Source organism: Flavipsychrobacter stenotrophus (assembly GCF_002954265.1).
GTDB lineage: Bacteria > Bacteroidota > Bacteroidia > Chitinophagales > Chitinophagaceae > Flavipsychrobacter > Flavipsychrobacter stenotrophus.
Genome location: NZ_PPSL01000001.1, coordinates 427,445 through 438,642 on the forward strand (window position 1 = coordinate 427,445; position 11,198 = coordinate 438,642).

Annotated in this window: 11 protein-coding genes; 6 read left to right on the plus strand and 5 right to left on the minus strand. The window is 41.1% G+C overall.

All coding sequences use genetic code 11. The features are described 5' to 3' along the window. Nucleotides 1-207 precede the first annotated feature (207 nt). Nucleotides 208-1,125 carry a T9SS type A sorting domain-containing protein gene (locus tag CJD36_RS01995; protein ID WP_105037425.1) on the minus strand — a complete coding sequence of 306 codons (918 nt, stop codon included), beginning with the start codon at nucleotides 1,123-1,125 and terminating at the stop codon, nucleotides 208-210. A gap of 205 nt (nucleotides 1,126-1,330) precedes the next feature. On the opposite strand from CJD36_RS01995, the gene CJD36_RS02000 reads away from it, so the two are divergent. Beyond that, entirely contained in the window at nucleotides 1,331-2,260 is a 930-nt protein-coding gene (locus CJD36_RS02000; protein WP_105037426.1) for an IS1595 family transposase, read from the plus strand. On the opposite strand, the gene CJD36_RS02005 is transcribed toward CJD36_RS02000, so the two are convergent. Then, entirely contained in the window at nucleotides 2,247-2,789 is a 543-nt protein-coding gene (locus tag CJD36_RS02005; RefSeq protein ID WP_133162446.1) for a hypothetical protein, read from the minus strand. The two genes, CJD36_RS02000 and CJD36_RS02005, sit on opposite strands and share 14 nt — an antisense overlap. A gap of 404 nt (nucleotides 2,790-3,193) precedes the next feature. On the opposite strand from CJD36_RS02005, the gene CJD36_RS02010 reads away from it, so the two are divergent. Then, nucleotides 3,194-3,649: a hypothetical protein gene (locus CJD36_RS02010; RefSeq protein WP_105037428.1), complete on the plus strand. Its 456-nt coding sequence runs from the start codon at nucleotides 3,194-3,196 to the stop codon at nucleotides 3,647-3,649. Nucleotides 3,650-3,899: 250 nt separating this feature from the next. On the opposite strand, the gene CJD36_RS02015 is transcribed toward CJD36_RS02010, so the two are convergent. Continuing rightward, entirely contained in the window at nucleotides 3,900-5,522 is a 1,623-nt protein-coding gene (locus CJD36_RS02015) for a tetratricopeptide repeat protein (RefSeq protein ID WP_133162447.1), read from the minus strand. Nucleotides 5,523-5,725: 203 nt separating this feature from the next. Here CJD36_RS02015 and CJD36_RS02020 point away from each other — a divergent pair, with 203 nt between their 5' ends. From CJD36_RS02020 to CJD36_RS02035, 4 genes are all read left to right on the plus strand, one after another. Beyond that, the gene (locus tag CJD36_RS02020; RefSeq protein WP_133162448.1) at nucleotides 5,726-6,508 is read left to right on the plus strand and encodes a hypothetical protein; all 783 of its coding nucleotides are present in this window, start codon (nucleotides 5,726-5,728) and stop codon (nucleotides 6,506-6,508) included. Nucleotides 6,509-7,010: 502 nt separating this feature from the next. Continuing rightward, the gene (locus CJD36_RS02025) at nucleotides 7,011-7,412 is read left to right on the plus strand and encodes a hypothetical protein (protein ID WP_133162449.1); all 402 of its coding nucleotides are present in this window, start codon (nucleotides 7,011-7,013) and stop codon (nucleotides 7,410-7,412) included. 77 nt (nucleotides 7,413-7,489) lie between these two features. Further along, nucleotides 7,490-8,020, plus strand: a complete 531-nt coding sequence (locus CJD36_RS02030; protein ID WP_105037432.1) for a TonB-dependent receptor plug domain-containing protein — start codon at nucleotides 7,490-7,492, stop codon at nucleotides 8,018-8,020. Next, complete coding sequence (locus tag CJD36_RS02035; protein ID WP_105037433.1) at nucleotides 8,017-9,717, plus strand: TonB-dependent receptor plug domain-containing protein; 1,701 nt, start codon at nucleotides 8,017-8,019, stop codon at nucleotides 9,715-9,717. The genes CJD36_RS02030 and CJD36_RS02035 overlap by 4 nt, the downstream gene beginning before the upstream one ends. A gap of 71 nt (nucleotides 9,718-9,788) precedes the next feature. Here CJD36_RS02035 and CJD36_RS02040 read toward each other — a convergent pair whose 3' ends face one another. Continuing rightward, a complete protein-coding gene (locus CJD36_RS02040) occupies nucleotides 9,789-10,223 on the minus strand; it encodes a hypothetical protein (RefSeq protein WP_133162450.1) in 435 nt (144 codons plus the stop codon). A gap of 117 nt (nucleotides 10,224-10,340) precedes the next feature. Continuing rightward, entirely contained in the window at nucleotides 10,341-11,102 is a 762-nt protein-coding gene (locus CJD36_RS02045; RefSeq protein ID WP_105037435.1) for an oxygenase MpaB family protein, read from the minus strand. Between the last annotated feature and the right edge of the window lie 96 nt (nucleotides 11,103-11,198).

The window sequence follows — 11,198 nt, forward strand, 5'->3', positions numbered from 1 at the left end:
ATAAAATAGATAAAGGTTCCCACTTGGGAACCTTTATTGTTTTCAGGAGGTAGTCGATAATGAACCAATATCAATAATCGTGCTCTGGTAAGTTCTTTGTTCGTGCAGACCAGTTTCTATAATGCTCTAAAATTGTGAATCCTTTGAAGAGCAACAAAGAAGGCGGTTCATTATAAATATAAACTTTGATGAGGGTCTTCAGGGGCTTTATTTAATAAACCGTGCTATATAGTTGCCTGTTGCTATAGTCTCCGAGATAACATAGGTGCCTGCTGAAAGACTTTCTACATTCACGGGTGTAGCCATGCCTGCTGCAAATTCTAAATTTTCAGTACGCAGTGTTCTGCCGCTGATATCCATGATCTTCATAGCTGCGTTTGTGTTATGGGTCAATCCATCTATGCCTACGTTTAGCTGACTTCCTGCAACAGTAGGGTAGCAGATGAGCTTATGATCTGCATTACTTATGTCTGCTACTCCGGTGGTTGATGCACCTACATCATCTATCAGCAACCGGGTGCCAAATGTGGCCGGGTGCCCAAATGTAGATGTGCTGAAGGCAACACTTATAAAGCCTACATTGCCGGCTGCGGTCATTACAACGGGTGTTGACGCCAATGTGTAAGTGGAGTGAGTGTCTGACAAAAATATTTCAGCCATTCCTAATGCTGTCATAAAGCTATCATATACTACCAGGCGGGCTACGCCGGTATCGTTATTGAGCGGTAAATATTTGTAATAGAAGCTGAATGTCGCAGGGGCTACTGTAGCCGGAATGAAGTCAAAACCGCCGTAAGCCATAAACACCGAATCGGTATCGGCACCCACTGCACCTACTATACACTGGCCTGTTGTGTAGTTATAGCCATTGCCAATTTCGAGCGCCCGGGTGCCACTATGGGCATCACTGGTAGGGGTGTAGAAGTACGTGTTGGTGTATACTACCGAGTCCATGTGGAAGTTGCCATAGGTATCTGCAACACCTGAAAACAGGTAAATGTTCCCCCAGTTGCGTGTAGTGCCATCAATGTTTAGTTGCTCAAAGCCGGGATTGGGGACCTGTGCCCAAAGGCTGGTTGAAATGGTCAGTACCAGGGCGAGTAAATTTAAGCGGATTATATACAACTTGGGACTAAGTAAAATTAGTCCCTTTTCTTTCTATTTATCCTAACACATTAAATAAAGTTCTTTGACTTCTTTTTGCGGATTACCCCATAAGTAATGTATCAACCTCTGCGAAACCCTAACGGCATCTCTATAGAAACCTTAACGGTATTTATCGAGTGACCGCAGAGCAGCTATGATACATTAGCGATGTAAACAATAGGAAATGAAGCTGACAGGTTTTAAGAGTTTGAAGGAGGTAATACAATATTTCAAGACGGAAGAAATAGCACGAGAGTTCTTAGAAGCACATCGTTGGGAAGGAATACCTACTTGCCCACATTGCAACTCTCAAAAATGGTACAAGATTACAGCTCCTCGTTATAAGTGTGGCGACTGCAAAAAGAAGTACTCTGTTACTGTAGGTACTGTAATGGAAAATTCAAATATTCCTCTCTCTTCCTGGTTTATGGCAATGTACGTTCTTGCTGGTCATAAAGCTGGTATCTCTTCCATCCAGCTTGGTAAAGATATTGGAGTAACACAAAAATCTGCTTGGTTCCTCGGGCATCGCATTCGTAAAATGTTCGAGGAAAAACATCCATTATTTACAGGAATGGTAGAAGTTGACGAAGTGTACCACGGTGGACAAGACAGACACAAGAAGGATGACGATAAATTGAAGTCTGGTAGAGGAGCAGTTAATAAAACACCAGTCTTTGGATTGCTTGAAAGAGGTGGCAATGTTATTTATAAGGTAGTAGAAAATACGGAAGCTGCCACACTAAAGCCTATCATCCGTGAATTAGTAGATGCAAAAGCGGTTATCAATACCGATGGACACAAATCTTATTCAGGTCTTGACAAAGAATTTGCACAGCACGAAGTAGTAAAGCATAGCGAAGGTGAATATGTTCGGGGTATTTATCATACTAACGGTATCGAAGGTGCGTTTTCCCAATTACGCCGAGGTATGTATGGTATTTACATCAGAATGAGCCCAAAGCACTTGCAGAGATACGCACACGAGTTTAGCTATCGGTATAACACTCGGGCGAAAAAGGATTACGATAGGTTCGAAGGACTGCTAACCCAATTAAAAGGCAGGTTAACGTACAAGGATCTAATAGGTAAAAATGATACTATGCCTCGTTAAATCTTTTTTTCTCCATTTCTGTAATGTATCCTGTAAACTTCTCCGCATATCTTTTACCTAAATGGTCGCTATTAAATTGTTCTTCCTTACCAAAAGACCCCTGTACTGTGAATTTTCCCTGTAAGTTAATATTATCTATTGCCCAAAGCTTTACGGTTAGCTCGTTTATAATTTCATCTGTTCTATCCGCTGGTTGAGGACCGAAAGTAGCTTTATGAGTGGTAAGCAACATCGCCTTTTGCGTAGCTAAAATTTCTGCATGGATATAATATTCATCGTCTCCATATTTAAAACTATGCGTGCGTCCTCTAATACTTTGGTTTATTAATTCATATAAACCTGTAAAAAAATCTGATGGGGCATTAAAATGCTCTTCAATGTCTTTATAGAATATGGGGATGTCTTCTATAAATTGTTCCTTTATTTGGTTAAATGTCGCTATAGTGCTCATTCTAAGTTTTAGCTTTACTAATAACCAAAAATAAGCATTCCTTAGTTGCTTTATAACGCAGTAAAAATTCTTTTTCATTTCCATCGAAGCCAAATGAATTACATTGTATATTTTAGCGGAGAAAGAAAAATTGTTTCAATGAAATAGAGCAAAAACGAGTAAAACATATCATTACATATTAAAGAGTAGCGTTAGCTAACTTTCTTCGTCTGGAAAACCGCGAATTTTCAAATAGACAACCGAGAAAGATGCAAAGCGCACCCTCAAAGGGGTGTGGCTTCATCTATTTATTCAAGGTTGTCAGGGCTTCGCGGTTCCTCCAGACCTGAATGCGTAGCTCTGAGGTTCACGCCTCTCTTATTTTACCCACGTCATTGGAACCTCTGGCACTTTCACCTCGCCTCAATGTCAAATAAATCACCACCGGTAAGAATGTGATACTAAAAGTTAATCAACTAATTCATCATTCAACCAAAAAATCAATGAGAACATTAATAACGGTATTATTTACCTGCATATCATTTATAGCAGTAGGTCAAAAGCAAGGAAGTAGCAAGATTGATTATACAACCAATTATAAAACAGTAACAAAACGTTGTCATTATTGTGGAAAGTCCTTTAGCCTTAGTACTCCTGCTAAAATTGCTATAAAAAGCGGTAGTCAAGAGGATATACAATCAATGGAAATCAATAGACTATTCCAAGCTAAGATGAGAAATGATTTAAACGAAAATGAAAGTTGTACCTCTTCCCAAAATAGAACAAGAAAGCACGTATTTTACGAAGAGGATAATAAAAACTCTACTACGAGTAAAACATATAGCATGACAAAGGACGAAGCGGATATTTATATTTCTGGGCTAGAACCTTATATGAACCGCTATGCTTCTACAATAAAGAAAATTAGCTTTATGGTATTCTCCGCAGATATTAAGTGATATATAAGAAATAAGCCCTGCTAATAAAACAGGGCTTATTTCTTATATTTGGTTTGTCCCAAGTTGTATATAATCCGCAAATTTAATGTCCTTTTCATGATAGAAAATTAAAATGTGAAATGATGAATTTATACTGATATTTATACAGCAAAGTTACATCAGCACCATAGCGACATCCTAATTAAACAGGTAGACATGAGGTGTACAAGGCTTGTAAATAAGGGCTTCATAGGGTAGACAAAGGCACTTTTTAGAGGGATAGGATAAATTCTGTAAGATTATCCTCGGTCTCCAGCTGTAATTTTTTACGCAGGCGGTAACGGGCAGTTTTTACGCTATCGGGAGATATATTCAATATACCCGCCATTTCTTTAATGGACATATTTAATTTTATGAGCGCACAGATCTTCAGGTCATTCGGACTGATATCGGGATATTCTGTCTTTAACTTCGTAAAGAAGTTTTTATTAATACTTTCAAAATAGGTATTAAAGTCACTCCACTCCCTGTCGTGGTTGATGCCTTTGTTGATGATCTTATTTAACGAATTGTCATTAGCCGTTTTTCTGTCCTTTTCTATTCGCTCTTTCAGTTCCTGCATCAACTCGTTTTTCTGCTGCATTTGTAATATCAGGGCGCTCAACTGGCTTTCCTTGTATTCAATTTCATTTTGCATCAATTGCTCCTGCTGTCTCCTTTGCTCCTCTATTACCTCTATGAGGGTTTCTTTAGTTTGCAGTAGTTGCTTGTCTCTATCGTTGATACGCCTCAGCAGGTATATAGCAATACCCGATATGACGAGGATAAAGCCTATCGTCCCCCACAAAATATAGTTAGCCAGTGTGGTTATCTTTCTTTCCTTTTGTGCCAGGCTCAGTTCCCTGTCTTTTTCCTGCACCCTGAACTGAACTTCCAGGCTTTTGATCACCCTGTCTTTTTCCCACGTATTGACGGTGTCTTTTATCGACATCAGCTCCTGCTCATACTCCATGGCCTGTTTGTACTCGCCCTGTTGTTCCCGGTAATCTATAAGGCTGGTCAGGACTTTCTGATAAAAGAGTTTGTCTGAAAGCCCCTTTGCTATATCATAGGCTTTAAGATAACACGCCAGCGTGGCAGCGCGATCTTTGTCAAACACAAAGTGCCACTTACCCAGACCCAGGTAGGCGGGCACCTGCACCTGCCTGTTTTCCATACTATCGCCTATGCGCAGCGCATGCTGGTACAGATCAAGGCTTGCGGCTTTGTTACCTGTCTGCATTTCAATGTCAGCAATATTAAAGTATGCTGCGGGCAGGTACACATAGTTATTGGTCCGCTGCCATTCGCTGAGTGCCTTTTGGTGGTAGTATAGTGCAGAGTCTGTTTTGCCCATTCGGCCATAGGCCGCACCTAGGCTGCTGTATGCCAGGCCGGTGTATCCGCCTGTGTCATTAAGCTTGCTGAAGCCATATATTACCTCTCGGCTCAGTGCTATGGCATCTTTGTTTTTACCTTGCCTTCCATATATAGTGCTTATCAGTTGCAGGCAGCGCAGTCGGCCTTCCAATGCTACTTGCGGTTTCAGCGTTTCCAGTTTTTTGTATTGCGCTAAAGCTGCTGTAGCATATTCCAGCCCATTGCTATAGCTGGTGCCATAGGTGCAGATACCCATATCCAGCAGAGAGAGTGCCATGTGTTCCACATTGTTTTGTTCTCTGGCATCTTCATAAGCTATACGGAAGAATTTTAATGCCTGTGTGTCGTTATCCTTTATCAACTCCTGCCAACCTTTAGCGAAGTAATTGTCCCCTTGTTTTGAATAACATTTATTGCACACCAATATGGCTGGCAGAAAAAGAATGAATAGTAATATTTTAAAGAAGTGTTTCAACAGGCGCCAAGGTTTGGATAATGAAGATACATTTTATCTAATTATTATTTTGTTTAGCACCATGTAAATGATCTGTTACTAATACTCAAAGTGTAGTACATTTAATTGCTATTTTTACTATGAATACACACCACATCTTATTACTGCTGCTTTTCTTGCTAAGTTCTTGTGAACCCAAACCCAAGGGAACACCAAAACTAAGTATGGCTGATCTCAAATTTCCCCACCCCGAAAGAGATGGTGCCATGAGAAAAAATGTACACACGATCACGGGACTGGACCTGGATAAATTACAAAAGGAATATGGTGAATGTTATAATGTAGACAGTATTTATGATGTGATCTCAGCAAGGCCTTATTTTGCTTTTTTAGTAGATTTCGAAGAATATGATATAGAAGGCCACTTGCATACCTCGCTGGATAATGTTTCTGGAGCAAAAGATGGTTTTTTCATTTTATGGTTCAGGAGTACTTACGACTCCCTTGGCAACACAGTTGGCATTGAAGGGCATCGAACAAACGATAGTATAACTAATACATATGTTTTAGAAGAGAATAAATTGATTACTCACAGTGTGGATTTCAATCTGGGTAGGGATCCTTTATGTATGGGCGGAAGGTCAGTTAAATACTTTGACTCAAACGGTTATTTGCTTAAGGACGTACAAGAGGGATGTTTGATTGAGTATAGCTATAATCAAAATAAACAACTTAGGTCGAAGAACTGGCACTACTCATACAATGACGTTCAGCGAAACTCGCAGTACTATTATAATAAAATTGGGGTACTTGATTCGGTAGTTGTAAAGGAAACTGAAAAAGGTAGGCCTTCATATTTTGAAAGATCAATTTATGATAATAACGGAATTATTTCATGTCGTTGGGTATGTTATAGGGAAACCCAACATGCCTTAAATTCACCAGTACGGTTGAGTGACACCGTTAAAATAATCTATCGTTACAAGTCTTATTCGGTATCTTCTTAATTGTGGTTACCGTAGGACGGTTATATGTCCAATGCCATTATTCATTGTTTGTGTGCCAAGTAACTTCTATGACTTACTTATTTTGTGCAGTTTTTTTTTAGTTCACGGTAAATGCCAAAAGAAAATTATGTTCCATCGTTGATAAAAACTCCAAAGCAAATTTCCATTATAAATCTCAGCGTTTAGCAAATAGATGGATTTGGAACTATGTGCGGAAGACCACCACATGCTCCTCTTGATATAGCAGGTGGTCTCTATTTCCTAAAAATAACTACTCCTGTAGGCACTGAAACTAAGCAGATAATCATCAATCATTGATCTATTAGATTTCCTTATGTCTTACCATTGATTTTTAGCTCCTTGTCTGTACTTTCGGCCTATCAAAAAGCCTGATACGCTGAAATCTACTATACATATCTTACTGGTTGCACTCCTGCTTTTGCAGGCAGGTGGTGCGTTAGTGTGGTGTCAGGCAGAGCAGTGGCATCGACGGTGGCAACAAATGGAGCTGGCTGCAACGGCCAATTCGCCTCAGGTCAGCTTTCATCTATCCAAACAGGAATATCTTAAAGTGAAGAAGGGGAGCGATGAGTTGCTGATGAACGGAAAGATGTATGATCTAAGGTCGGTAGTGCATAATAGCGACACTATAGATATTGTGGCTATATGCGATGTGGAAGAAGATGATATTATCAGCAAAATGGAAAAACTCTTAAAGCAGGGTAGCGGCGACAAGAGATCATCAGACCAGCTTATCGAATTACTCTCCCTGTTTTATGTAGGGTCTTCGTGCCACATTAGTTATTTCTGTTACCAACAACAGCCGCTGCTATTTGGCTGCATGCATAGTAATGTCCTGGATGCTTTTTTTGCTGTCAGTGCTCCTCCTCCACGGGTTATATAAATGTGCTTATTGTTTTATCACTTATTCCCAATGCGGAATGAGTGGTCACATTTATTTTTCTAACTCAATTCCATTCAATGAAATTATTAAAGTATTCTTTTGCCGCACTGGTGGCTATGCAGGGCTATGCTGCTTATGCACAGGATAAAAAGGCCGATACCGCAACAATAGATCTATTATTGACCGATAAGCAGGTACTGGACGATGTAACGATATCTGCAAATAAGGTTGCCGAACCCCGCCGCAACGTAGCCCAGCAGGTAGTGGTGTTATCTCAAAAAGCCATTGCTGCCAGCCAGTCGCAGACCACTGCCGACCTAATGTCTGCTGCCAATATATTTGTACAGAAAAGCCAGATGGGTGGTGGCAGCCCGGTGCTCAGGGGCTTTGAAGCCAACCGTGTATTGATGGTAGTAGACGGCGTGCGAATGAACAATATCATATACCGCGCCGGTCACCTGCAAAATATTGTAACACTCGATAATGCCTCGCTTGAAAGGGTAGAGGTACTCTACGGACCGTCATCCAATGTTTATGGCAGTGATGCGTTGGGTGGTGTGATCAGTTTTACACTAAGCGCCCTGTATTTTCATCTACGGGTAAATTGAACACCGGCGTAAATGCTTTTGTAAGATATGGTAGTGTTAACAATGAAATGACCGGTCATGCCGATGTGAATCTGGGTGGCAAGAAGTTCGCATCTATGACGTCGCTTACCTATTCGTCTTTTGGAGATCTCAAAGGCGGTTCATCTCAGAATCCGTTTTATGATACTGCTTATGGTAACCGCCTATACTATGTGGACCGCATAAACGGCAAAGACTCACTGGTGAAGAATGATGATAAGTATAAGCAGGTGCAGAGTGCATATACGCAATATGATATTGTTCAGAAATTTGCCTACAAACAGAACGAACATATAATACATGGCCTTAACCTGCAGTACTCCGGCTCTACCGATATACCCCGCTATAACAGACTTACAGATCCTACATCTGCAGGACTGAAATATGCGCAATGGTATTACGGACCACAACAAAGATTGATGGCGGCCTATGATGTCAACGTCAATAATGACGCTTCTTTCTTTCAGCAGATACATGGCGGTGTCAACTACCAGGCTATAGGAGAAAGCAGGCACACCCGCAACTTCGGCAGCAGTAAGCTATCTCATCGTATAGAGAAAGTAAACGTGACCGGTATTAATGTGGATATGCAACACGTGGTTGGCAAACACGCAATAAGGATAGGGCTTGATGCGCAATCGAATACATTGAAGTCGACGGCTACGTCTGAGAACATTACCACCGGTATAAGCAGTCCGCTCGATACCCGCTACCCTGATGGCGATAACAGCATGGTGAATGCAGCGGTATATGCATCGCACACGTGGCACATCAATAATAAGACGGTACTTACCGATGGTGTAAGGTTGGGTTTTATCTCGCTTCATTCTACTTTCTCCGATACTTCATTTTTCCATCTGCCCTATACCAAAGCCGATCAGCGCAATGCTGTATACAGCGGCAGCCTGGGCCTGGTGCACACACCTACCGATAAGTGGAAGTTGAGCGCATTAGTATCTACAGGTTTTCGTGCACCCAATGTAGATGATCTTTCCAAAGTATTTGAATCTGCGGCCGGTACCCTTATTGTGCCTAATACAAACCTAAAACCTGAAAAGACGATCAATGCGGAAGTGGGCGTAACTAAAGTATTTGGTACTCATACGGTATGGGAAACAAACATGTATTACACGTGGTTCATAGATGCTATTGTTACAGATCAGTTTCAATATGAAGGACAAGACTCTGTACGGTACAATGGCAGTATGAGCCGGGTACTGGCTAACCAGAACAAGCGCAAAGCATATATCTATGGCGTTTCATCAAGTGTTCGCTCGCAATTGAGTAAGACACTTTCTTTGCAGGCGGCAGTGAATTATACTTATGGCCGAATTAATGGATCAACAATAACGCCGCTTGATCATATACCTCCGGCTATGGTGAGGCTGCAACTGAGCTATGTTAAGAATAAGCTGGGTGCAGACTTCATACTCAACTACAATGGAGAAAAGAAACTGACTGATTATTTCCGTAATGGCGAAGACAATGAGCAGTATGCTACGCCTGAAGGCATGCCCGCATGGATGACAGCTAATCTTAGAGTATCCTACAAGGTGCAGAAATACATTACCCTGCAGGCTGGCGTAGATAATATATTAGACACTCAGTATCGCACCTTTGCAAGTGGCATCAATGCCCCCGGCAGAAATGTATTTGGTGCTGTGAAATTTCATTATTAATAATTGTCGTCAGTAACAAAATGCAAAATGCCCCGGTCATGGCCGGGGCATTTTGCATTTTGAAGTTACTATTACTTTGTTCCTGTAAATACGCATGTGCCTGTTCCGCCTCCTGAACCTGCGAATGACATTGTAAGTGTATTACCGCTAAGCGCGCCGGAAATTGAAATATTATAAGACACTCCGCAATTGTCTGTGAATGTTTGGTTGCAGGTGAATGCGTTGCCGCTTGCATTCAGATTGTATGTTATGGTTTTGGCGCATGAGCCGCTGCCAACATAACCAGGCATTGTAACAGTATTATTATTGCTGCCTGCCGATATTGTAATGCTTGAGGCACTGGAGGCAGCTCCCGAACAAGACGTACTTCCGTTCCATGTGCCTATAAACTTTGAGCCATCATTACTTTCTGTTTTTGTACAAGAAGAAAATGTAAATGACATTAATGATAATACCACCAGCATGGCCAATACCATTTTACTTCTTAGTGTGGTTTCTAGTTTCATAATATATGATTTTGTTTGGTTAGGTTACAAGATAGTGATAATATTTTCATATTTCCTAATTGTTAATCGGTTATTTTTAATAATAAATTAGGAGTCTGCTAATCAGTAGCAATATCATTATCTGTCTAATGCAGCTATCTGTTGTTTGTATGCCGCAGGCAATATTGCCGATCTTACCAGGCTTTGCAAATGCATTTTTTTAAGTACGCCATAGGCGCTTACCACCACCGGAAAGAAATCATTACCCTTCATTTTCAGTAACCGCCTGCAATGCCCGGGTATCAACAATGCCTGAACCTGTATCATGATCTTGTATCTCAGCCAACCAAGGTGTTTTTCATATTGTTTGAACAGTTCGGGGGTATACTGGCTGTATGCGAGGTCTTGCTTCATATGTACTATCCTGTCGGTCAGCCAGCTATCATAGTTTACCGGCAGTTCCTTCAGGCCCATCCTTATTCCCATGCGGTAAAATACATTGTGGGTTTCCTCTTTTTCCGCTGGCGACAGCTTCCGCTCCAGTAATTCATAGGCGCTTATGGAATATTGTATGAGCATATACAGCACGTCCCGGTAAGCCCAGTCGGGTATTGCCGATCCTCTATTGTCTTCAACTGCTGTATGAATGGCGGTGATAGCATCTATTGCTTTAAGCGCATCATCTTCAGAAGCAAAGATTATCCGGTGTGCATAGCTCACAGTAGAGAACAACCGCCCTAGTGGGTCTGCAGGCAATTTTCCTGTAAAGTAAAGCCAGTCAACAGCTTTGTTCAACGCAAATTCGGCAGCGGCTCCCGCAAATATGAACATAACAATATCGCCGCTTCCCCACATCTTCCTCACTATCGACCCTTTACCAACAAATGTTTTAGTATTCATCGTTGTCTTTGTTGTTGACTATTGTTTGAATTTAATAAACTAAAAGTACTTTGTATTGCAAAGTAAGTAAACATATTTCGTAAGTAAGAGAAAGAT

What these genes read in the sequence shown, in the direction of transcription:
- CJD36_RS02005 (WP_133162446.1), bottom strand. Translation starts at nt 2,789, where the DNA reads ATGAAAAAGAATTTTTACTGCGTTATAAAGCAACTAAGGAATGCTTAT.
- CJD36_RS02020 (WP_133162448.1), top strand. Translation starts at nt 5,726, where the DNA reads ATGGCTGATCTCAAATTTCCCCACCCCGAAAGAGATGGTGCCATGAGA.
- CJD36_RS02045 (WP_105037435.1), bottom strand. Translation starts at nt 11,102, where the DNA reads ATGAATACTAAAACATTTGTTGGTAAAGGGTCGATAGTGAGGAAGATG.
- CJD36_RS02025 (WP_133162449.1), top strand. Translation starts at nt 7,011, where the DNA reads ATGGAGCTGGCTGCAACGGCCAATTCGCCTCAGGTCAGCTTTCATCTA.
- CJD36_RS02000 (WP_105037426.1), top strand. Translation starts at nt 1,331, where the DNA reads ATGAAGCTGACAGGTTTTAAGAGTTTGAAGGAGGTAATACAATATTTC.
- CJD36_RS02030 (WP_105037432.1), top strand. Translation starts at nt 7,490, where the DNA reads ATGAAATTATTAAAGTATTCTTTTGCCGCACTGGTGGCTATGCAGGGC.
- CJD36_RS02040 (WP_133162450.1), bottom strand. Translation starts at nt 10,223, where the DNA reads ATGAAACTAGAAACCACACTAAGAAGTAAAATGGTATTGGCCATGCTG.
- CJD36_RS02010 (WP_105037428.1), top strand. Translation starts at nt 3,194, where the DNA reads ATGAGAACATTAATAACGGTATTATTTACCTGCATATCATTTATAGCA.